This window comes from Pandoraea sp. XJJ-1 (assembly GCF_026802345.1).
Classification (GTDB): Bacteria; Pseudomonadota; Gammaproteobacteria; order Burkholderiales; family Burkholderiaceae; genus Pandoraea; species Pandoraea cepalis.
In genome coordinates, this window is the sequence record NZ_CP113827.1 from 1,618,812 (window position 1) to 1,641,189 (window position 22,378).

Annotated in this window: 19 protein-coding genes and 1 pseudogene; 12 read left to right on the forward strand and 8 right to left on the reverse strand. The window is 62.6% G+C overall.

Translation table 11 applies throughout. The annotated features are described in order from the left end of the window. Positions 1 to 7 precede the first annotated feature (7 nt). The 5 genes and pseudogenes from OYT13_RS07320 (at position 8) to OYT13_RS07340 (ending at position 4,844) form a co-directional block, all read left to right on the forward strand. Positions 8 to 892, forward strand: coding sequence for a LysR substrate-binding domain-containing protein (locus OYT13_RS07320; protein WP_268567535.1), 885 nt, complete (start codon positions 8 to 10; stop codon positions 890 to 892). Between the two features lie 152 nt (positions 893 to 1,044). Continuing rightward, positions 1,045 to 2,268 carry a CaiB/BaiF CoA transferase family protein gene (locus OYT13_RS07325; protein ID WP_268567536.1) on the forward strand — a complete coding sequence of 408 codons (1,224 nt, stop codon included), beginning with the start codon at positions 1,045 to 1,047 and terminating at the stop codon, positions 2,266 to 2,268. A 198-nt stretch (positions 2,269 to 2,466) separates the two neighbouring features. After that, positions 2,467 to 2,595 (forward strand): annotated as a pseudogene (locus OYT13_RS07330) (enoyl-CoA hydratase); the annotation flags it as partial. Between the two features lie 44 nt (positions 2,596 to 2,639). Beyond that, positions 2,640 to 3,431 carry an enoyl-CoA hydratase-related protein gene (locus tag OYT13_RS07335; protein WP_268567861.1) on the forward strand — a complete coding sequence of 264 codons (792 nt, stop codon included), beginning with the start codon at positions 2,640 to 2,642 and terminating at the stop codon, positions 3,429 to 3,431. A 60-nt stretch (positions 3,432 to 3,491) separates the two neighbouring features. Next, entirely contained in the window at positions 3,492 to 4,844 is a 1,353-nt protein-coding gene (locus OYT13_RS07340) for an MFS transporter (protein WP_150564172.1), read from the forward strand. 277 nt (positions 4,845 to 5,121) lie between these two features. Here the strand turns inward: OYT13_RS07340 and OYT13_RS07345 are convergent, their stop codons facing one another. Genes OYT13_RS07345 through acnA form a run of 3 tightly spaced genes read right to left on the reverse strand, consistent with a single transcriptional unit; the run spans position 5,122 to position 9,435 of the window. Further along, on the reverse strand, positions 5,122 to 5,853 hold the full coding sequence (locus OYT13_RS07345) for an ABC transporter substrate-binding protein (RefSeq protein WP_268567537.1): 732 nt from the start codon (positions 5,851 to 5,853) through the stop codon (positions 5,122 to 5,124). Between the two features lie 17 nt (positions 5,854 to 5,870). Beyond that, the gene (locus OYT13_RS07350) at positions 5,871 to 6,767 is read right to left on the reverse strand and encodes a GntR family transcriptional regulator (protein WP_268567538.1); all 897 of its coding nucleotides are present in this window, start codon (positions 6,765 to 6,767) and stop codon (positions 5,871 to 5,873) included. A 37-nt stretch (positions 6,768 to 6,804) separates the two neighbouring features. Further along, entirely contained in the window at positions 6,805 to 9,435 is a 2,631-nt protein-coding gene (gene acnA, locus OYT13_RS07355) for an aconitate hydratase AcnA (protein ID WP_268567539.1), read from the reverse strand. 249 nt (positions 9,436 to 9,684) lie between these two features. Here acnA and OYT13_RS07360 point away from each other — a divergent pair, with 249 nt between their 5' ends. The 3 genes from OYT13_RS07360 to OYT13_RS07370 all read left to right on the forward strand — a co-directional run bounded on the left by OYT13_RS07360 (position 9,685) and on the right by OYT13_RS07370 (position 13,445). Continuing rightward, entirely contained in the window at positions 9,685 to 10,746 is a 1,062-nt protein-coding gene (locus OYT13_RS07360) for a lactonase family protein (protein ID WP_268567540.1), read from the forward strand. A 9-nt stretch (positions 10,747 to 10,755) separates the two neighbouring features. Then, a complete protein-coding gene (locus OYT13_RS07365) occupies positions 10,756 to 12,108 on the forward strand; it encodes an MFS transporter (RefSeq protein WP_268567541.1) in 1,353 nt (450 codons plus the stop codon). A 164-nt stretch (positions 12,109 to 12,272) separates the two neighbouring features. After that, complete coding sequence (locus tag OYT13_RS07370; protein ID WP_268567862.1) at positions 12,273 to 13,445, forward strand: porin; 1,173 nt, start codon at positions 12,273 to 12,275, stop codon at positions 13,443 to 13,445. A gap of 34 nt (positions 13,446 to 13,479) precedes the next feature. Here OYT13_RS07370 and OYT13_RS07375 read toward each other — a convergent pair whose 3' ends face one another. Continuing rightward, positions 13,480 to 14,157, reverse strand: coding sequence for a GntR family transcriptional regulator (locus OYT13_RS07375; protein WP_327198130.1), 678 nt, complete (start codon positions 14,155 to 14,157; stop codon positions 13,480 to 13,482). Positions 14,158 to 14,375: 218 nt separating this feature from the next. On the opposite strand from OYT13_RS07375, the gene OYT13_RS07380 reads away from it, so the two are divergent. The 4 genes from OYT13_RS07380 (at position 14,376) to OYT13_RS07395 (ending at position 18,691) form a co-directional block, all read left to right on the forward strand. Next, positions 14,376 to 15,674 carry an MFS transporter gene (locus OYT13_RS07380; protein ID WP_261938851.1) on the forward strand — a complete coding sequence of 433 codons (1,299 nt, stop codon included), beginning with the start codon at positions 14,376 to 14,378 and terminating at the stop codon, positions 15,672 to 15,674. 73 nt (positions 15,675 to 15,747) lie between these two features. Then, positions 15,748 to 16,482, forward strand: a complete 735-nt coding sequence (locus OYT13_RS07385; RefSeq protein WP_017232426.1) for a maleate cis-trans isomerase family protein — start codon at positions 15,748 to 15,750, stop codon at positions 16,480 to 16,482. A 4-nt stretch (positions 16,483 to 16,486) separates the two neighbouring features. Then, a complete protein-coding gene (gene hydA, locus OYT13_RS07390) occupies positions 16,487 to 17,902 on the forward strand; it encodes a dihydropyrimidinase (protein WP_017232425.1) in 1,416 nt (471 codons plus the stop codon). A 30-nt stretch (positions 17,903 to 17,932) separates the two neighbouring features. After that, positions 17,933 to 18,691 (forward strand): aspartate/glutamate racemase family protein, encoded by a 759-nt coding sequence (locus OYT13_RS07395; protein ID WP_017232424.1) that lies wholly within the window; start codon positions 17,933 to 17,935, stop codon positions 18,689 to 18,691. Between the two features lie 28 nt (positions 18,692 to 18,719). Here the strand turns inward: OYT13_RS07395 and OYT13_RS07400 are convergent, their stop codons facing one another. The 4 genes from OYT13_RS07400 to OYT13_RS07415 all read right to left on the reverse strand — a co-directional run bounded on the left by OYT13_RS07400 (position 18,720) and on the right by OYT13_RS07415 (position 22,256). Next, complete coding sequence (locus tag OYT13_RS07400; RefSeq protein WP_268567543.1) at positions 18,720 to 20,183, reverse strand: heavy metal sensor histidine kinase; 1,464 nt, start codon at positions 20,181 to 20,183, stop codon at positions 18,720 to 18,722. Further along, positions 20,180 to 20,857, reverse strand: a complete 678-nt coding sequence (locus OYT13_RS07405; protein WP_130025430.1) for a heavy metal response regulator transcription factor — start codon at positions 20,855 to 20,857, stop codon at positions 20,180 to 20,182. Before OYT13_RS07405 ends, OYT13_RS07400 begins: the two co-directional genes overlap by 4 nt. 257 nt (positions 20,858 to 21,114) lie before the next feature. Beyond that, complete coding sequence (locus tag OYT13_RS07410; RefSeq protein WP_017232421.1) at positions 21,115 to 21,411, reverse strand: DUF4148 domain-containing protein; 297 nt, start codon at positions 21,409 to 21,411, stop codon at positions 21,115 to 21,117. A 218-nt stretch (positions 21,412 to 21,629) separates the two neighbouring features. Continuing rightward, positions 21,630 to 22,256, reverse strand: coding sequence for a LysE family translocator (locus OYT13_RS07415; RefSeq protein WP_268567544.1), 627 nt, complete (start codon positions 22,254 to 22,256; stop codon positions 21,630 to 21,632). Between the last annotated feature and the right edge of the window lie 122 nt (positions 22,257 to 22,378).

Here is a 22,378-nt window from a genome sequence, read left to right on the forward strand (position 1 = left end):
CTCGAACATGGCCCGCCGCGACTCGCTTCCGCCACTCAATCCCACGCGCGCCTTCGAGGCGACCGGGCGTCTGCTCAGCATTTCCAAGGCGGCCGACGAGTTAGCCGTCACCCCAGCGGCGGTGAGCCGGCAGGTCAGGGCGCTCGAGGATTTTCTGAAGGCGCCGCTGTTCGAACGGGTGCGCGGCGGTCTCGTGTTGACCGCGGTGGGCGCTCGTTATCTGTCGGAGTTGATGCCGCTCTTCGCCACGCTGCGCGAAGCGACGGAGGCGATCGTGTCTGGCAGCCAGAGCAACAACGTGCTGCGCATCCGCTCGCCGGCCACGTTCGCGGTGCGCTGGCTGATTCCGCGGCTCGCCAGCTTTCACCGGCTAAATCAAAACATCGATGTGCAATTGACCACGTCGTCGGCGCCGCTGAACTTCGCGCTCGAAGACATTGACGCGGGCATTCAACTGGGCGATGGCGACTGGCCCGGCATGAACACGCAGCGCCTGATTCCCAACGAACTGGTGCCGGTGGCTGCGCCCATACTCACCTTGAAAAGGCCGAGACAGCTCGAAAGTCAAACACTGCTGCATTCGCTCGCTCGCGCCGACGACTGGGGGCTGTGGCTGGCCGCCGCGGGCGTGTCGAGAATCAACGCGCTGCGCGGCATGCGTTATGAGACATCGCTGCTGGCCTACCAGGCGGCGATCGAGGGGCACGGCGTGGCGATCGCACAGAAGGCGCTGGTCGAGAAGGATTTGAACGACGGCACGCTGGTCATCCCGTTTGGGCCGCCACTCGATCGCGGCGCATACACCTACTATTTCGCATGGCCCTCGGGCAAGCGGCAGACAGCGGCATTGCGCGCGTTTCGCGAATGGCTTGCCACGGTGGTGCAAAGCTAGCGCTTGCGATGCGGCACATCGCTTTACAAAAAGTCAAAAGGTACGATCAATAAAGTCGTTTGTCCGCGCTACGCGCGCTCTCTATCCTGTTCTCAATGGCTGCAAATCAGTGACGCGAATGTCATTTGCAGCGCGGAACTGGATAGGAAAAAATGATAAGAGACAGTCTTCAAGGCATACGCGTGCTGGATTTTTCGCACGTGCTGGCCGGGCCGGTTTGCTCCATGATGCTTGCAGATCTCGGTGCGGACGTGGTCAAGATCGAACCGCCGTTCGGTGAGCTGGGGCGCAAGATCGGCCCACCATGGATCAACGGCGAGAGCGTCGCCAATCTCAGTGTCAATCGCAATAAGCGCAGTCTGGCGATCGATCTGAAAACCGAGGCTGGCCAGAGAACGATAAGGGAGATGGTTCGGCAGGCCGATGTGATTGTCGAGAACTTCCGGCCCGGCGTCATGGCGACGTGGGGTCTGGATTATGCGTCGCTTGAAGCAACTCACGGCAAGCTGGTCTATTGCTCGATCTCCGCGTTCGGACAAACCGGTGCTGCACGCAGTCGTCCGGCCGTCGACGGCATTATCCAGGCCGCCAGCGGGCTGATGAGCACGCTCGGTGAGCCTGGTTCGGCGCCGTTGAAGGTTCCGGTGCCGGTCGCGGACATGGTGGGCGGCTATATGGCCACCATTGCCGTGCTCGCGGCACTGCACCAGGTCCGATGCAGTGGCGCGGGCCAACATCTGGACATTAGCTTGTTTACGGCGGCCGTTGCGCTGCAGCAGGTCGGCTTCACGTCGTTTCTCGCCTCCAACACTGACCCAGAAAAGGTCGGCAGCGCGGCGCCTTACGCGTCGCCCAATGAGGCGTTCCAAACCCGAGACGGCTGGTTGATGATTGCCGCCTATCACCCGCACAGATGGGCGTCGCTTTGCGAGGTGCTTGACTTGCCTTATCTCGCATCGGACCCGCGCTTTGTCACCAACACGGATCGCGTGCGCAATCGGGCTGCCCTGCGCCGCGCGCTGGGGGAATGCTTTGCGACCCGCACCACATCTGAATGGCTCGACCTGTTGGCCGCTCGCGACATTCTGTGCGCTCCGGTTTCGACGTACAGGGAGGTGGTGGATTCTCGCGAGTATCGCGAAAGCGGAATCGATTCGAGCGTCGATCATCCGATTGCCGGCAAGGTGCGGCTGCCTGGCTTTGCCCTTGGCAAAAGCGACGACACGCGTGGAGCGGATGCCGCCGCGCCGCTAGTCGGGCAGCACTCAATTGAGGTTCTCGCGGAATACGGTGTTACCCACGAGGAGATCACCAGGCTGATCGGCCTGGGCGTGATTCAGACCGCCGCTGCGCAAGATGCGCCGGTCGCTCTGTAGGAGGTGGGGGTGACGTGCGCTCCCGTACTTGTCGAGAAGCATCGACGGGTCACGTTGCTCAGGCTGGCATCTGACAATCCATGCAATCCGCTAACTGACGCGCTTGGTCGGATCGATGCCGACGACCCAGTGCATGCAACTTTCATCACTGGCTCAGACAAGACATTTGCAGCGGGCGCTGACATATGCCCATCCGTTGAGTCGTCCCTGGGCGACGGTCTGTTATTCGAGCGACGGCTTTTTCATGCTGGCTTCGCGTTGCACGATCAGAAGGAAGGCATGGCGGCGTTCTTGCAGAAGCGAGCGCCGGAATTTTTCAATAAGTGAGTATCTGTATGAATCGCTACGCAATGAACACCAGACAGGATGTCATGACGACCGACGACGCTCAAAGCGAAGGATTGGTCTTGACCCGCGTCGTCAACGGCGTGATGACAATCACGCTGAATGAACCGAAAACCGGTAACGCGCTCGATGTGGCGATGACCGAAGCGTTGGCAGACGCCCTGGAGCGGGCGAGCGGGCTTTCGAACGTGCACTGCGTTTTGCTCCGGTCCTCGGGCAAGCATTTCTGCACGGGTGGCAACGTGAAAGACATGGAGGCTGGCGCCGATCTGATGCAAGGCTCTGTCGAGGCGGTCAGGGAGCGCCTCGCGGGTAGCCTGCATCGCATTCCCCGCGCGTTGCATGCGTTGCCGGTGCCATCTATCGCTGCCGTCAATGGTGCCGCAGTGGGCGCGGGATTCGATGTTGCATTGATGTGCGATTTGCGCATTGCCGCGGAAAATGCCCGTTTCTCGGAAAGCTTTCTGCGACCGGGTTTGGTCTCTGGCATCGGCGGGGCCTGGTTCCTTACTCGGATTGTCGGGGTCGCCAAGACAATGGAGTTGACGCTGACCAGCGAATTCATCGATGCGTTCCAAGCGCTTGATGCCGGCATCGTCTCGCGAGTCGTGGCCGTCGATGCATTGGACGCGGAGGCGGAGCGACTGGCTGAAACAATCGCCAACAGCCCTCCACACGCTTTGCGAATGGCCAAGCAACTGGTTCGCCAATCGGCGGAAGCATCGTTGCCGACAGCCTTGGAGATGGCCGCATCGATGCAGGCCATTCTTCTTTGCGGTGAAGAGCACAAGGCCGCGGTTCGCCGGTTTCTCAAGTGAAGCGTTGGCAGACGACGTGCGCTATGTAATACAAATAAAAATCAATGGAAGGAGACAGTCATGAACACGCATCATCGCCAACCGGCGGCGCTACGGCAAATGTTGAAGATCATCACAACCTCGAGCTTGGGAACGATGCTCGAGTACTACGACTTCTTCGTGTACGTCGCGCTGACGGGCACACTGACGCAATTGTTTCTGCCGTCGCAGGACAGAACCGTCGCTGCGCTCGCGGGCGTCGCGACTTTTGGCATTGCTTACCTCGCGCGACCCATCGGCACGATTATCTTTAGCCCTATGGCGGATCGTATCGGGCGCAAAAAGACCTTTGTCATCACACTTGTGTTGATGGGTGTCGCGACTGTCGGCATCGGTTGTTTGCCGACTTATGGCGCAGTCGGGGTGGCCGCACCCGTCGCCTTGCTGGTGCTGCGCATTACGCAAGGCATTGCGCTCGGTGGGGAGTATGGCTCAGCTGTGGTCTATGTGGTCGAATACGCACCGCAGGACAAGCGCGGCATGTTCACGAGCGTCTTGCAGAGCACGGCCGGGGTCGGCCTGTTGCTCGCCCTGGCGATAGTGTCTGCATTGCGACTGACGCTTGACGCCCACGCATTCGCCACTTGGGGTTGGCGCGTGCCTTTCCTGGTCTCCGCACCGATCGTCGCGATTGCAACGATGATTCGGTTGGGCATGAAGGAGACGCCGGTGTTCGTGGAAATGCAGGCAAGCGGGCGTTTGTCGAAAGCGCCCCTGTCCGACACGGTGACCAGCAAATCCTCATGGAAAGCCATTCTGGTTGCGATTTTCGGTGCCCAAGGGGGCACTTCGGTATCGTTGTACACGTCGATTGTCTACATGCTGTACTTTCTGCAGAACGTGCTCAAGGTGGAACCGACTCACGCCAGTCTTTGCGTGGCGGTTGGCATCATAATCGCGACGCCTATGTTCCCGGTGTTTGGCCGCTTATCCGATCGAATCGGACGAGCACGGGTGATGTTCATCGGCATACTGCTATGGATGGCCAGCGCGTATCCGACCTTTGCTGGGATCCGCACGGGTGTGCTCAACGAGGCCTGGGGTGTGGTCGCGGCACTTATTACGGTACTCGCCGTGTTGACCGCCATGATCATGGCGCCGCTACCCGCATTTATCGCCGAGTGCTTTCCGCCTCAGAGTCGGACAACCGGATTCGGACTGGCGCAGCAACTGGGCAACATCCTGTTCGGCGGATTTTTACCGCTCATCAGCCTGTCGCTGGTAGCGCTGACCGGCAACCAACTGGCAGGGGTGGCCTATTCGATTGCGTCACTGGTGCCCTGTCTTGCGGTTACCTATTTCTGGGGATTAAAACGAGATCGCGCCAATCGCCGGCCGGATTTGATGAACGCGCCGGCACCGGCTGGCAAATAATACGTCCGGCAACACTTTGCCCTCACGTGCTGTCGGTGAACACAGCGATAATCCGCAAATTATCGCTGTGGAGCATGACCGGTCCAGGCATGTCCGTCAGCATTCATGGAGCAACAAATCAGCTGCATGTGGCGACAGTCCATGACGGGGATGATCGGCAAGTGTGAACTTCACACATCGTCGACGCATGTTCGATTCGGAGAAGGAGCTTCGACGATGACGAATCGGTCAACTTTCGTTCGCCGCCTTTGGCTTCGTGGTGGATGCGTAAGTCGTCTCACGCCGCAGGCGCAACGCTAACCCCTGTCACGCCATGTCGTTGCATGGCATCCGCCACGAAACCCTCGCGTTTCATGTCTTCCACAAACGTCTTCAGAAATGCCACAGCCGCCTCGCCGCGCGTGATCGGCATACCCATGGCTTGCTGAATGACCATGAAACGCTCGTCGAGCAGCCGATAGCCCGTCAGTGCGGCCACGTCGTGTTCGAGCTGTTGCTTCACGCCAGCGGCCACTTCACAGCCCGTTTCGATGAACGTCTTGACCACCGTCGGCGACGTGGGCGCGCGCACGATGTCCGCGTGCTTGAGTTCGCGCGTCAGGAACAGGTCATACGCGCTGCCTTTACCGACGACCACGCGCGTGCCCGCCTGATCGACCTCGGCGTTGGTCTTCACCGGCGAGGCGTCGCGCACCAGGTAAAAGCCTTCGATAAGCAAGTACGGTGTCGTGAAACCGATCGTCGTGGCGCGGCGCGGATCGATGGCGAAAAAGCCCACGTCGGCCCGCTCGTTCGTCACCGTCTCCACCGATTTTCCCGCGGCATCGACCTCGACTAGCGCAAGCTCGACGCCCAATCGCTTCGCCAATGCGTCCGCCAGATCGACCGAAATGCCGACCGGCCTGGACTGGGCGTCAAGTCCCGCGAGAATCGGGTTGCCAAGGTTGATGCAGGCACGCAGCACGCCAGTCGGCGCAAACGCGGCAAGGAGGGTCGAATCAAGCGTCATGGCGAGGATCGGGAGGTCTAGGGTTCGAGAATACCGGCAATCTTGCCGATGGCGTCGATGGTGTGGCGCAGGTGGGCATACAGCATCGCCGACGCCTCTTCATTGCGCTCACGGGCCAGCAATTCGAGAATTTCCAGATGCTGGTTCGCATGCGGCTTGTAGCGCGCACGGTCTTGCATTGATCGATACGACAGCAGCCGGCGCACCCGCGTGACGCGCCGCATCGTATCGACGAAGAACGGGTTGCCGGAGGCTTCGACGAGCGACTCGTGAAACCGTACGCCACGCTCGTGCAACTGATAGGCCGTATCGGTTTCGATCCCGCCATCCAGCAGATGCAGCTCCGCCGCACGCAGCCGCTCGAGCACCTTCGCGTCGAGCTTGTAACCGGGCTCAAGCAACGCCGCAGGCTCGAGGGCCAAGCGCAGGCGATAGGTCTGGATCAAGCTGTCTGGCGTGGTCAGCATCGACGAAAATTGCCATCCGTAGCCGGGCTTGCGCTCGGCCCACCCTTCCTCGCGAATGCGTCCGAGTACGGCATTGAGCTGCGTCGTCGTCAGCCCGTAGCGCGTTCGGATCAATTGCTCGGAGAACTCCTCGGGTAACTGTCCGCGAAGCAGATCGTCGGCAATCCGGAAATAGGTGCTCGTGACAATGTCGGTCTCGTCGAGGCCCAGTTCCTGCGCCGCGGTGACGCTCGACGCCGGCACGGGCTGCGCCAGGAAGTAGCCGCGATTGGGCTCGCGTACCACGACGCCCTTTTCGTGGAGCAAGGCAAGCGCCTCATTGACCGGCGAGCGGGAGATGCGCAACTTGTCGGCCAACATCTGCGCGGGCAGATGCTGGCCGACCGGCATGGCTTCGGCCTGGATCAGGTCGACGATTTGTGTGGCAATGGAGCGGTCGGGTTTCATCGCGGATCGATCGCGACCGGCACAAGCCATCATGCCGTTACGCCACCACAGACTGCTGGGCGAGCGTCCGATGCAGAATCGACGGAATCACCCCCCCTTGGCGCAGCAGTGCGATTTCAAGGCGGGTTTCGACAGCGGCCGTGGCAATCAACGTCTCGGACCGACCGTCCGCGCGCGCGATGCGCACTTCGACGGGGCCGCGCGGCGAGATCGCTTCGGCATGGGCTGCGATATGGATGATGTCGTTCGGTCGGATGGCCAGCGAAGTCGGGTCGACGCCTGCGGGGAACCGCAGCGGCAGAATGCCCATGCCAATCAGGTTGGAACGGTGAATACGCTCGAAGCTTACCGCAATTACGGCCCGGATCCCCAAAAGACGCTGCCCCTTGGCCGCCCAGTCCCGCGACGAGCCGGTGCCGTAGCGCGCGCCGGCGAGCAGGACCACCGAGTCGCCGTCGGCCTGGTAGCGCTCGGCCGCCTCGAAGATCGGCATCACGTCGCCGCTCGGCCCGTGGACCGTATGGGCCACCGGCAGATCGCGGCCCAGCAGATTGACGAGCGTCTTGTTGTAGAACGCGGAACGCACCATCACTTCCCAATTGCCGCGCCGCGACGCGAAGACGTTAAGGTCGTTCCGGTCGTCGCCCTTGCTCACCAGGAAGTCGGCGACATAGCTCTGCGTCGGAATGGCGCTGGCCGGCGAGATGTGATCGGTGGTCACGTCGTCGCCGAGCGCGAGCAGCGGATAGGCCGCGTAGTCGCCAAGTTGGCTGCCCGCGTCCAGCGAGGCAAACGGCGGGCGACGCAGGGCCGTCGATGCCGGATTCCACGGAAAGCGTGCCGACTTCGGGGCTTCGAGACGGGCCCACATCGGGTTGCGCGACGCGATCGCGAACGCCGACCGGAAATCGGCCGGGCGCGTTCCGGCCGCCACCAGCGCATCGACTTCCTCGCGCGTTGGCCACAGGTCCTTCAGGTAGACGGCCGTGCCGTCGGCCAGGGTCTGTACCGGCCCAGTGCTCAAGTCGCACGCGGCCGAGCCGGCGAGGGCATAGGCGACGACCAGCGGCGGCGACATGATGAACCCGAGGCTCAGGTCCGGATGCACGCGTCCCGGGAAGTTGCGATTGCCCGAGAGCACCGCCACCGGCGAGATGGCACCGTCCGCGACCGCTTGCGCGATCGGCGCCGAGAGCGGTCCGGAATTGCCGATGCAGGTCGTGCAGCCGAAGCCCACGATGTCGAAGCCGACCGCGGCCAGATCGTCGATCAACCCGGCGCGCTGCAAGTAGTCGGCGGCGGCGGGCGAGCCCGGCGCCAGTGACGTCTTCACCCAGTCCGCAACGCGCAGCCCCAGTGTGCGCGCACGGCGGGCGACCAGCCCGGCGGCGATGAGCTGGGCCGGGTCCGACGTATTTGTGCAACTCGTGATCGCCGCGATCGCCACCGGCCAGGCGGGCAGCGACGTCGACGTGTGCGCGGGCTGCCCGGCAATCGCGCGCAGGGCGTCGCCGGTCTCGGCATAGGGCAGCAGATCCTGCGGACGGCGCGGGCCGGCCACGTGCAATGCCACCGTGGCCAGATCGATCTCGATGACGCGCGTGTAGCGCGGCGTGTTGTTCGCGTCGAACCACAGGCCGGCGCCGCGATAGAGCGCCTCGACCGACTGGATCAAGGCCTCGGGGCGGCCGGTGGCGCGCAGGTAGTCCAGCGTCGTGCCGTCGACCGGGAAGTAACCGGTGGTGGCGCCGTATTCGGGCGCCATGTTGGCCACGACGGACCGCTCGCCCGCCGTCAGTGTGGCGACGCCCGGACCGAAATATTCGACGAACTCGCCCGACACGCCGATATCACGCAATGCTTTCGTTGCCCGCAAGGCCAGATCGGTGGCCGACGTGCCGGCCGGCAGCCTGCCGGTGAGCTTCACGCCGATCACGTCGGGAATGCGCTGCATCACCGGCATGCCGAACATCACCGTCTGCGCTTCGAGTCCGCCAACCCCCCAGCCCAATATGCCGATGCCGTTGATCATCGGCGTGTGGCTGTCGGTGCCGATCAAGGTGTCGGGCGTGAGCCACGTCTGGCCGTCAACGGTTTGCTGCGTCGCCACGGTGGCGAGTTGCTCCAGATTGAGGGTGTGCATGATGCCGGTGCCCGGCGGGTTGATATGCACGCCGTCCAGCGCCTGCGACGCCCAGCGCAGAAAACGATACCGCTCCGCATTGCGGCGCATCTCGATCTCGAGATTGCCCGCTGCCGCATCGGGCCGGCGCGTTTGCTCGACGGCCAGGGAGTGGTCGACCGAAACGTCCACCCGCAACGTCGGATTGAGCAATGCGGGATCCGCGCCGGCTTCCGCCAGAGCGTCGCGCATGGCCGCGATGTCAACCAGCGCCGGGGTGCTTGTCGTGTCGTGCATGAGCACGCGCGACGGCTGGAAGGCAATCTCGTCCTCGCTTGTGCCTTGCTCGAGCCAGCCCAGCACGCCAACGACCGCCGCCTGGCGTTCATCCCCTTCAAGGTTGCGCACCGCATTCTCGAGCAGCAAGCGCAAGACCACCGGCAGGCGCGGCAGTGCGTCGCCGAACATCGCCGGCAAATCCACGAATCGGTACGTCGAGCCGCCCAGTTCGAGGGTCGTGTTGGGTGGGAGATAGGTGTTTTCCATAGCTCGAATTTTGCATAAGTTTACGCAAAAATGCAATCAAGTGGAAACCCGAAGTTCAATGAGAACCACGTACGGAGACAAAAGATGACCCGGAAACCGTCAGTTCCCCTCGACCCCTTGGTCCCCAATCGCACGCGCAGGCTTATTCTGCAAAGTGCACTCATGTCCGGCGCGCTGGCGGCCACAGGCGCCAGCGCCGGAACGCGCGCGACCGGGTCCCCCCCAGCATCGAATGACAAAGGAATTCCCATGTACGCTTACGTTGGCTCGCGTACCACCCGTGAACGCAACGCACGCGGTGACGGCATCAGTGTGTTTCGCGTCGATCCGCACACCGCGGAGCTTTCATTGGTGCAGGTCGCCAAGGGGCTCGTCAATCCGTCGTTCCTCGCGCTCAATCGCGCGGGCGACAGGCTGTACACGGTGCATGGCGATCTGAGCGACATCAGCGCGTTTGCCGTCGACCGCACGACCGGCCGGATCGAATTCATCAATCGGCAGAGCACGCATGGCAAGAATCCGGTGCATCTGGCGATCGACCCGACGGGCAAATACATCGTGGTCACGAACCACATCGGCGCCAGTCTCGCGGTGCTGCCGATCCAGGCGGATGGCAGCCTCGCCGAGATGACCCAGCTCGTTGCGGTCGAGGGCCCCATCGGCCCGCACCGGATCGAACAGAAGCAGGCCAAGCCGCACTTCAACCCGTTCGATCCGACCGGCAATTTCGTCATCGTTCCGGACAAGGGCACTGACCGCACGTTCTCTTATCGTTTTGCCGACGGCAAGTTGACGCCAGCGCAGCATCCGTTCGTCATCTCCCGGGAAGCCTCGGGGCCGCGTCACGTGTCGTTCCACCCCAACGGCAAGTACGCCTACGTTGTCAACGAACTGAACTCGACCGTCACGACCTATAGCTATGACGGCGCGACCGGCGCGCTTACGCCCAGGCAAGTGGTGTCTGCGTTGCCCGAGACGTTCACGGGCAACAGCCGGGCGTCGGAAATCGAGGTCGATCCGTCGGGGCGCTTCGTGTACGCGTCCAACCGGGGCGACGACAGCATTGCGCTGTTCCGCATCGATCCGGCCAACGGCATGCTGCAGTTCGTGATGGCAACGCCGACGCGGGGCAAGACACCGCGGTTTTTCACGATCGCACCGGGTGGCCAATTCCTTTACGCCTTGAATGAAGACAGCGACAGCATCGTCGCCATGCGCGTCGATGCCGAATCCGGTCAACTCACGCCGACCGGATTCGAGCTCAAGAGCGGCAGCCCCGTCTGCATGATCTTCTCCGCGCAACACGCTTAAGGATTCACCATGCAGCCCAGTCACATTCCTCAATCGGCATTGCCCGCCGACGCCCAGACGGGTGCGAACGAGCCGGTCGACGGCAACGCCGTGGTGCGCACGATTACCTGGCGCATCATCCCGTTCGTCTTCATTCTCTACATCATTTCGTACCTCGACCGCGCCAATATCGGCTACGCGGCCTTGCAGATGAACAAGGAGCTGGCGCTGAGCGCGGAAGCGTTCGGGTTCGTCTCGGGGATATTCTTCATCGGGTACTTCCTGTTCGAAGTCCCCAGCAATGTGATGCTCGCCAAGTACGGCGCCCGCGTGTGGATTGCCCGCATTCTGCTCAGTTGGGGCGTCATTGCCATGGCGTCGGCCTTCGTCCAGACCGCCACGCAGCTCTATGTGCTGCGTTTCCTGCTGGGCGTGGCGGAAGCGGGCTTCTTCCCTGGCATCATCGTCTACCTGACCTTCTGGTTCCGTGCGAAGGAGTTGGCCACGACCGTGGCGCTCTTCACCGCGGCCATTCCCGTGTCGTACATCATCGGCGCGCCGCTGAGCACGTGGATCATGGATCACGTGCATTGGTTCGACTGGAGTGGCTGGCGCTGGATGTTGATGCTCGAAGGCGCGCCGGCCGTCATCGGTGGGGTGCTGTGCTTCCTGTACCTGACCGATCGTCCCGAGCAGGCCAAGTGGCTCAAGCCGCAGGAGCGCGACTGGCTGCTCACGGAACTGGAGAACGACCGCAAGGCACGCCCGAACGTGCGTCATTTCGGGGCGCGCAAGGCGATGGCCAACCCGAAGGTGCTCTATTTGTCGTTCATCTATTTCGTCTACCAGTGCGGCAGCCTGGGGGTGGGGTACTGGATGCCGCAGATCATCAAGGGGTTCTCGGCCAAGCTCAGCCACACGCAAATCGGGCTCATCGCGATGGTGCCGTACATCTTCGCGACTGTGATGATGATTGTCTGGTCGCGCAGCTCGGACCGTCGCAAGGAGCGCCGCAAGCATTCGGCGATTCCGCTGGCGGTCGCGGCGGCCGCGCTGCTGGGCGCGGGACTGACGACCAATCCCTATGTGGCCATCGTCATGATCTGCCTCAGCCTGGGTGGCCTGTATGCGTTCAAGTCACCGTTCTGGGCATTGCCGACGCTGTTCCTGACACGTTCGACGGCCGCCGTGTCGATTGCCGTGATCAACTCGATCGGTAACTTGGGCGGCTTCGTCGGTCCGTTCGCCATCGGCTACGTCAAGGGTAGTGGCCATAGCGCGACGACCGGCCTGCTGCTCCTCTCGGGACTGCTGGTGATCTCCTTTCTCATGACCTGGTTCATCCGTGTCAACGAGCAGGGGAGCGACGACGCGGCAGTCTGAAAGTCCGCGAGGGGGCGCCGACGCGGGTCTGCCGCCCCCGAAATACTAATCATCGATAGCACTTCGCCGCCAAGCGGCACGTATCCATAGCGAAAGGAGACATTCTCGTGAATAAAAAGTCCGCCATTACATTAGGACTACTGATTTCATTGCCAGCCGCAGCGATGGCCAAAAGCCAGGTGACGCTGTACGGGATCATCGACAGCGGCGTCAACTACACCACCAACGTGCAGACGGCCGTCTCGCGCACCGGCCCCTCCGGAGCCCGCCAGTTGGCGGTGATCGAAGGGGGGAGTGCGGGCATTCAGGGAAGCCGCTGGGGCATGCGGGGAACGGAAGACCTGGGCGGCGGCAACCAGGCCATCTTCCTGCTGGAAAGTGGCTTCTACAGCAACAACGGCGTGCAGAATCAGGGCGGCGCGCTGTTCGGGCGCCAGGCTTGGGTGGGACTGCGTGGCCATGCGGGAACGATCACGCTCGGCCGTCAATACGACCCGGTGGTCGACATGTTTGGGCCGTTCCTGGCGGCGCCGCAATGGGGCGGGTATATGACGTCCCATCCGAGCGATCTCGACAACGCGCTGAATTCGCGTCGCATCAACAATTCGATCAAGTATCGCAGCCCGACGTGGTCCGGTCTGACGGTCGAGGCGATGAGCAGTCTGGGCGGCACGCCGGGTTCGTTTTCGACGAACTGGATCTGGGGCGGCGGATTGCACTACGCCAACGGCCCGTTGTCGTTCGGTGCCGGGTACCTGAATGTTCACAACCCGAATGTGTCGTTCTTCGGCGCCAACCCGGGGTCCGGCGGCACGTCGGCGAACAATCTTGGCAGTTTCGGCAGCACGACCAGCGCGCAAAGCAATCCGGTCTTCTCGGGTTATGCGTCGGCCAACCGGCTCGAGATTGTCGGGCTGGCGGCGGGAGTGGCACTGGGCGAGCTGAACGTCAATCTGGCGTATTCGAATACCCGCTTCCTGGATCTGGGGTCGGCGTCGGGGCCGAATCCGCTCAACTACCGGGGGACGGTGGCGTTCAATACGCTTGAACTGAACGCGAAGTATCGCGTCACGCCGGCGCTCCTGGCCGGGGCGTCATACAGCTACACACGCAATGGCGGCGCGGGCGGGCGCGGTGGTGCCAACTATCACCTGTTTGGCGCCGGGCTCGACTATTTCCTCTCCAAGCGCACGGACGTTTACACCATCGTGGCCTACGAGAAGGCAAGCGGTACCGATTCGGTGGGGCAGGACGCCGTCGCGCAGATCACGGGACTCACACCATCCAGCACGAACCAGCAAGCCTCGTGGCGGGTTGGGGTTCGTCACAAGTTCTGATGTCTCGCGCGGCCGGTGCAAGCGGCACGAGGTGTCAGCTTGCCCCGATCTCGCGCCCGCGACGGTGGGGCTCGCCGAGCCGAATGGCCTCGGCGACCACGCTCAGCACTTCGGTCCCCGTGTTCTCCGAGTGCGCCTTGAGCACCTCGCCCAAGTGCGGCCGTCCGGGTTCGCGCAGGGCCGCCATGATCCGGTCGTGCTCTTCGTGCGATTCCTGCCAACGCGAAAGATCCGCGTTCGCGGCGCCGCGTGCGCGGTGCACCTTGCTCATTAATGTGGCATAGAGCGACGAGAGCACCGGGTTGCCCGCGCCGTCCACGATCATCTGGTGAATCTGCTGGTTGATCCGGAAGTACTCCGTTCGAAGCCCCTTGCCGTGCGCGTCGAGCATCTGCTCGTGCTTCCGTTCGATCGCGGCCAGCGCGCTCTCGGTCAATCGCCGAGACGCCAGTTCGCCCGCCATGCCCTCCAGGCCATGGAGGACTTCAAACGTCGCGCGAAGCTCGTCGAGATCGAGTGGCGCGACCCGGTAGCCGATGTATTGCCGGTGCAGCACCAGCCCCTCGGACACCAGCGTCTTGAGCGCTTCACGCAACGGCGTCTTCGAGACGTCGAACATTTCGCAAAGCGCCTTCTCGTCAATACGCTCGCCCGGCGGCAGCTCGCCTTCTTCGATCATGACGCGCAAGCGCGCCGTAATCTCGGCCGCCATGCCTAGCGTGCGGAGTTTGAGGGACTTCTGGAGGGGGAGGGTCACGGTCTCGAGCGTGTTTATCAGTGTCATAAACATCCTACCATATAGGGAAATCCCTAGAATAGATTTCAATGAAATCAATTATTTACCAATATTGTAATTACAGATTACAGATTCTATACTCACTCTCAAGTCGCGACGAAAGCTATGTAAGTCATCTACTCTGGAGATTCACCATGCAGTCGACAGGCAGGGTTGCCGCTATGGCAGGCACGAAGAGCGCTGTGCGCTGGAAGATTTTTTTCTTGATGCTGTGTCTGATCTCGATCAACTACATCGATCGGGCGTCGTTGTCGGTGGCCATGCCGCTGATCTCGAAGGAGTTCGACCTCACGCCCGCGATGGAAGGGTTGATCCTGAGCGGATTCTTCTGGACGTATGCCGTCATGCAGATTCCGGGCGGTATGCTGGCCGACAAACACAAGCCGCGCATCGTGATCGCGCTGGCCACGGTCTTCTGGGGCATCTTTCAGGCGGCGGCCGCCCTGTGCACCAATGCCACGTCGTTGCTGCTCACGCGTTTCGGGCTCGGCGCGGCCGAGGCACCGATCTATCCGGCAGGCGGCAAGTTGAATGCCATCTGGATGACGCAGTATGAACGCGGGCGCGGCGCCACGTTGCTCGACGGCGGCGCGCCGCTGGGCGCCGCCCTGGGTGCCATCATCATCACCTGGCTCATCACGATGCTTGGCTCATGGCGTCTGGCCTTCGTCGTCGCGGGCGTTGGCACCGTGCTCGCCGGCTACGTCGCCTGGCGCTACATTCGCAACACCCCGCGCGAACACCCGGGCGTGAACGACGAAGAGGCGACCTACATCGAGGAAGCGCAAGCAAACGAGCACCGCGCCGAACCGGCCAACCTCTCCGGTCGTTCGCTCGATTTCTTCAAATACCGTTCCGTGTGGTGCATGGCGCTGGGCTGGATGTGCTTCAACACGGTCTTCTACGGGCTGCTGACCTGGATGCCGAACTACCTCCACAAGGTTCACGGGTTCGATATCAAGCAAATGGGCGGCGCCAGCTTCATCATCTTCTTCTGCGGCTTTATCGGCGAGCTGTTCGGCGGCTGGGTCGGCGACAAGTGGAAGGCCGCGGGCGGCTCACCCAACAAGGTCATGCGTACCCTCTTCGGCATTGCCGCCGTGATCGCGACCGCATCGATCTTCTCCGTGGCGTATGTGAAGAGCGATGTCATCACCGTGGTGCTGCTGTCCTCGACGCTCTTCTTCCTGCGCTGGTGTGGCCTGTACTGGTGCATTCCGTCCATTCTCGGCACGCGCAACAAGGTCGGGTTCCTCGGCGGGGTGATGAATCTCGGCGGCAACATCGGGGGCATCAGTGTGCCGCTGATCGTCGGCGTGATCGTGCAGACCACCGGTTCGTATTTCCTTGCGCTGATGTTCTTCGCGGCCGCCGGTGTCGGGCTGTTCATCTGCTCGACGCTGATCGACTACGAACGCAAGCTTCCGGTTTGATTCATCGGATACACGTTTCTCCCTTGATCGGCACGCCGCCCAGGCGGCCGGTCATCGCATTTTTGGTACGACCATGACGACCCAAAAACGTAAATTGCTTGGCATGCTCACGCCGTCTTCCAACACCGCGCTGGAACCGATTACCAGCGCGATGGTGGCTGACCTCGATCATGTCTCTGTCCATTTCTCCCGCTTTCGCGTCACGCAGATTTCTCTCGGCGAGAACGCGCTCGGCCAATTCGACCTGGAAAAGATTCTCGACGCGGCGCGGCTCCTCGCCGACGCCGAAGTCGATGTCATTGCGTGGAACGGTACGTCTGCCGGGTGGCTGGGCTTCGAGACCGACGAGGCGCTGTGCCGACAGATCACCGAAACGACAGGCATTCCCGCCACCACGTCCGTGCTGGCGCTCAACGAGATCCTCGCGCGGACCGGCGTGACCGAGCTCGGTCTCGTGACGCCGTATCTGGAAGATGTGCAGCAACGCATCGTTGCGAACTATGCGCGTCAAGGCATTCGTTGCACGGCAGAGCGCCATCTGGGGCTGAGCAAGAACTTCGAGTTTTCCGAGGTCAGCGCGCAGACGCTGGAGGCACTCGTCAACGAGGTGGCGCAAGCGCGCCCGCAAGCCATCACCACGTTCTGCACCAACCTGCACGCCGCGCCGCTCGCCCGCGCGCTGGAAGCCAAGACCGGCATTCCCGTGTACGACACCATCTCGACGGTGCTCTGGAAGTCGCTGCGGCTCGCCGGCGTCGACACGCGCGCCCTGAGCGACTGGGGTCAACTGTTCCAGCAAGGAGAGTAAGACGATGAGCGACACCTTCGATCTGGTCATTCGGCACGCTGACGTGGTCACGGCCGCCGATCGCTTTACTTGCGACATCGGCGTGCGCGACGGCGTGATCGCCGCGCTGGGCCGGAACCTGGCCAGCGGTGCGCGTGAGGTCGACGCCTCGGGATTGCTCGCGCTGCCTGGCGGTGTCGACGGCCACTGCCATCTCGACCAGCCGATGCCGGACGGCCTGCGCATGGCCGATGACTTCTTCACCGGTACTCGCGCCGCCGTGTGCGGCGGCACGACGACGGTGATCCCGTTTGCCGCGCAAGAGAAGGGCGGTTCGCTACGCGCAGCCGTCGACGACTATCACCGCCGCGCGGAAGGGCGCGCGGTGGTGGACTACGGGTTCCATCTGATCGTTGCGGACCCAACGGAGAAGGTGCTCCGCGAAGAGCTGCCGCAATTGATTCGCGAAGGGTACACGTCGTTCAAGATCTACATGACCTACGACGATCTGAAGCTCTCGGACCGCGAGATTCTGGAAGTGCTGTCCGTGGCCCGCGAGCATGGCGCGCTGGTGATGGTGCATGCGGAGAATTCGGATTGCATCGCATGGCTGACGGACAAGCTCGTCGGGCAGGGTCGCATTGCGCCGAAGTTCCATGGCCTCGCGCGGCCGGCGGCCGTCGAGCGCGAAGCCACGCACCGCGCGATCACCTTCGCCGAACTGGTCGACGTGCCGATCCTGATTGTTCATGTCTCGGGCAAGGATGCCATCGGTCAGATTCGCTGGGCACAGGGCCGTGGCATGCAGATTCTGGCCGAGACCTGCCCGCAATATCTGTATCTGAGCGCCGAGGACATGAATCATCCGGGCGATGACGGTTACGCGGGCGCCAAATGCGTTTGCAGTCCGCCGCCGCGCGATGCCGACAACCAGGAGGCCGTGTGGAAGGCGTTGAAGCAAGGCGTGTTCTCGGTGTTCTCGTCGGATCACGCGCCGTTCAACTATGAAGATCCGCAAGGCAAGAAGCCGGGCGGCAAGCCGCAGTCGTTCGAGCATATCCCCAACGGCATTCCCGGCATTGAGACGCGCCTGCCCTTGCTGTTCGATGGCGTGCATCGCGGGCGCCTGTCGATTCATCAGTTCGTCGAGCTGACGTCCTACCGTCCGGCGCGGCTTTACGGTCTGTATCCGCGCAAGGGCACCATCGCCGTGGGTGCGGACGCCGACATCGTGCTGTGGGACCCGGAGATGCGCACGACGATTCGCAACACCCAACTGCATCATGCCGTCGACTACACGCCGTACGAGGGGCGCGAGGTCGTCGGTTGGCCGGTGCACTGCTTCTCGCGTGGCGAACAACTCGTCGCCAGTGGGCAATATCTGGCGCCGGCTGCCGGGCGCGGGCGCTTTCTGCCCGCAGACGCGCCGTCGCTGGTGTGACGCAAAACAACGACAGTGGCAGGAGATTTCATGCGCTTACTTGTAGTGAATCCCAATATCTCGACGAGCGTGACGGGGCTGATCGAAGCCGAAGCCCGTCGCGCCGCATCGCCGCAAACGACGCTCGCCTTCGCGACGGCGTCGTTCGGCGTTGCCTACATCGAGACGCGTTTCGAAGCGCTCGTCGGCGGCTACGCCACGGCGTGTGCTGCTGCAGAACAGGCGGGCACGTTCGATGGTCTCGTGGTGGCGGCGTTCGGCGACCCGGGGTTAGGGGGGATCAAGGAGCTATTCGACGTGCCGGTGGTCGGCATGACCGAAGCGGCGTTGGCGAGCGCGTGCCTGCTCGGCGCGCGCTTTTCGATCATTGCCATCTCGCACCGGATTCAAGCCTGGTATCGGGAGTGTGTCGAAGCGAACGGGCTGACGTCGCGGCTCGCCAGCATTCGCAGCCTGACGTCGCCGTTGCGCGATATTGCGACCGTGCAGGAGGACCATGCGGAGCGCCTCATCGAACTGAGTCGGCAAGCCGTGGAGGAAGACGGCGCAGACGTGATCGTGGTGGCGGGCGCGCCGCTGGCAGGACTGGCGAGGACATTGCGCGATCGCATTCCGGTGCCGGTCGTCGATGGCGTTTCCAGCGCGGTCCGGCATTGCGAGTCGCTGGTGGCATTGCAGCCGGGCGTGGCGCGCCTGGGCAGTTTTCAGCGCCCGCCAGCGAAGCCGCACGCGGGGCTGCCGCTCGCCGTGAGCCGGATGCTTGAAGCGCCCGGGGCACGGGACGTTTGATGCCGGAGGTTGCCCGGCAAAAACACCGTCACCGTTGGGGCCACGACAGGCAGAATGTCGTTCTGCCGTCGCGGCTCGTGACGGCGACGCGCCCGTCGTGAAGCCCCATGATCGTTTGCACAATGGCGAGCCCCAACCCGGCCGAAGCGCCGCTGGTGCCGACGCCCGACGGCTGCCGACGTGATTTGTCCCCCCGGTAGAAGCGGTCGAAAATGCGTTCGATATCTTCATCGTCGATCGCGACGCCGGGGTTGGACACGGATACGTCGACTCGGCCTGCCTTGACCTCGGCGGAAATTTCAATCGTGCCGACATGGGTATGCCGGATCGCATTGGCGAGCAGGTTCCCCACGGCTCTGCGGAACAATTCCAAATCGGCTTTCAGCATCGTATCGGCGCGGCCTGACACGTGAATCGCCGACCCGGCCTCGTCTGCCAACCCTTCAAAATAGCCGGCTATGTTCCCGAGTTCGTCGGCAACATTGAACACTTGCATATGGGTAATGAATTGGGGGTGCTCCGCTCGTGCGAGAAACAGCACGTTCTCGATCATCCGCGACAGGCGGTCGCACTCCTCGAGATTCGACGCCAGCAAATTTTCATATTCGTCGACGCTACGCTGTCGACGAAGGGCGACCTCTGTCGCCCCTTTGATGTTGCCAATGGGCGTTCGCATGTCATGGGCGAGGTCCGCCGTGAACTGGAACAGTCGCTGAAACCCTTCCTCGAGGCGCGCCAGCATTCGATTGAGCGACATTGCCAACGCGCTGAGTTCCGTTGGCGATTGCACGACCTGCAGGCGGGCATCGAGACGGGTCGCAGTAATGTCGGTGGCGTCAGCGGTCATTTGGCGTAGCGGCCGAAGGGCAAATTGAATCAACAGATAGGTGGCAAGCATCGTGACCAGGCTGCCGACGATGCCCGCCATGGTGAGCTGATCCCGGTATTTGTCCAGCAACCGGAGCGGGGCCCTGACATCGCGAACCACGATCCCGTTCAAACGGGTGCCGTCGCGAAGCTGAACGTCAAATGCAACGCTCCTGACCGGGATTTTCTGATCCGTTGTCCACGCGACGACATCCGACGAGGCGATCTTGGCGTTGTCGGACACGCGCGCCTGCTGCAACGGTATGGTGGCAGGGTCGAGCCGGACGCCTTTGTCCGGTGCGGAATCCAGGTCGTCGATGACCTGGTTCGGGCCATAGGAGAGGAGTCGATCGCCTTTCGGGTCGAACAGCACGAGGGACAAGGCGCGATCGCCCAGCACGGCACTCACCAAGCGGGGCGTGTGCGACTTCACATCGTCCTTGGTCTCGAGTTCAGACGCCAGACGTCGCACGTGACGGCTGGCCAGTACGACATCCGAGTCGAGCTCCGTCTTGACCTGACGGTCCAGCGCTACATATAGGTAGCATCCCACGAGGACAAAAACGGCAAGTAGTGTGACGCCGAACGACAGGGCCAGCGTTGCGGCGAGGGAACGGCGAATCATGATTCGTCTCGGACCTCGAGCACATACCCTACGCCACGCACGGTATGTATCAGCTTTAGCGCTTGGTCATCGTCGATTTTCGACCGTAACCGGCGAATGGCAACTTCGACGACGTTGGTGTCGCTGTCGAAGTTCATGTCCCAGACATACGAGGCGATTTGCGTACGCGTGAGCACTTCACCTTGTCGGCCCGCGAGCAGTTGTAACAAGGCAAACTCGCGCGGCGTAAGTTCGATCCGATGGCCGGCCCGTTTGACACGCCGGCGCAGCAGGTCGATCTCCAGATCCCCGACGCGCAGCGTTTCCGAGTCTCGCGGAGGCCCCCGCCTGGCAAGCGTACGGACCCTGGCCAGCAGCTCAACGAAGGCGAAAGGTTTGACGAGATAGTCGTCGCCCCCGGCCTCGAGGCCGCGAACCCGATCGTGGACGTCGTCCAGCGCCGTGAGAAACAACACGGGCGTTCCCTTGGTCGCGCGAAGGCGTTTGACCACGGCCCATCCGTCCATGACGGGAAGCATGACGTCCAGAATGATGACGTCGTACTCCTCTTCCTGCGCAAGCAGGAGCCCTTGCGCGCCATCGGTTGCCAAATCCAACGAGATGCCGGATTCCTCGAATCCCTTTTTCAGGTAGGCGCCGGTCTTCGGTTCATCTTCAATCAACAGAACGCGCATGCTTTGTCGCCTCGGAATAGGCGCGTCGCGCCGCATTGGCCGACGCTACGCTTGCCCATGATAGCCGAACGCGGAACGCGTCTTGAATGCCATATCGGCGATAGTCCGCTCCGGGCGTTGTGTCGGCGCGTTGTCACGTGCGAGCGGCTTCGCGGCGCCTGACCTGTTGACGAGCCGTGCGGCACGGCGGACGAGCCACGGTGCAATTTCCATTGCCGCCGGTGACCGTTCGCCGTGCGCATCAACTCGCGACACGATCACGAGCCAACGTACGTCGCCGCCGCGTCGTTCGTGCTTTGCTGGCTAAGGACTTGCGGTGTCGAGCCAAGGCTCGACGCGCTCGCGGTGTGGGGTTGCGATTGCAGCATGGCTTCTGCAGCCTGAATGTTGTCCGGATAGTGAGTGTTGCTCGCGGAGGGAACATAGCCAGCGTTCTCCATCTGAACGAGCTCATGCTCAACGCTTGCACGTGTTGTCGGCGATGCCTGAGCAAACGACAGGGCGGGGATGGCGAGCGCGCAAGCGACGATGACGGACTTTACGATCGATTTCATGATGTTTTGCCTCAACGGTTTGGTTGTGAGTGCCAACGCGAACACTTCGCGCCGGCCGGTCCCGCCGTGACGTTGGCGTCTCAGCGTTGAAGGCATTTTGCGGTGCGGGGGCTGACCCGATCGTTACTGGGAGATTACAAAAATGAAAGGTGTCTGCGGGGGGGGCAGGCAGCAGGGCGGCGGGGCGGGGAAGGTCCCGGAGCGCGAGGGAAGCGGCGTTACCGCGTTGAACCGTTCGACGTTGCCAGCGCAGCGACGCCAAGGCTGATGTACAGCAGACCGGTCACATACTTCCCGGCCCCGGGCTTTGCGCGCCGGCGGGTGAGCGCCTTGCCGATGGTGCGCGCGAGTGCCGCGTAAGTGATGTCGCTCAACGCACCGACGCACACGAGCAATACGCCGAGCGTCGCGATCTGCAGCGGCACATGGCCAGACTCGGGGTTCACGAATTGCGGCAGGAAGGCGGCGATGAAGAGCCCCGTCTTCGGATTGAGCAGATTGACGAGAAAGCCTTTCTTGATCGATGTGCCGAGCATGCGTGCTGGCGGCAGCGGCGCGGTGCCGAGCGCCGCGGGTTGGCTGCGCATGGCCTTCACGCCGAGAAAGATGAGATAGGCCGCGCCGAGCGACTTGATCACGCTGAACAGCAGTGGGGAGGCCAGCAACAGGGCGGTCAATCCGCCCGCCGCGAGGGCAACGTGGACAAGCGTGGCCAGCATCACACCAAAGCACGACGCCAACCCGAAGCGAAATCCCTGGCTGGCGCTCGCCGTCGCGATGTAGATCGTATTCGGTCCCGGAATCGCAACGAGCACGGCGACGGTGACCAGAAAGTAGGGAAGCACGGTGATATCGATCATGGGGCAGAGGGAGTGGCGCGATCGGTGACGCAACCGAAGGCGCGGAAGCATTGACCGGTGTCGCAGGCATGACGGTGCGCTCGGGCATCGTAACATCGTGACGGCTG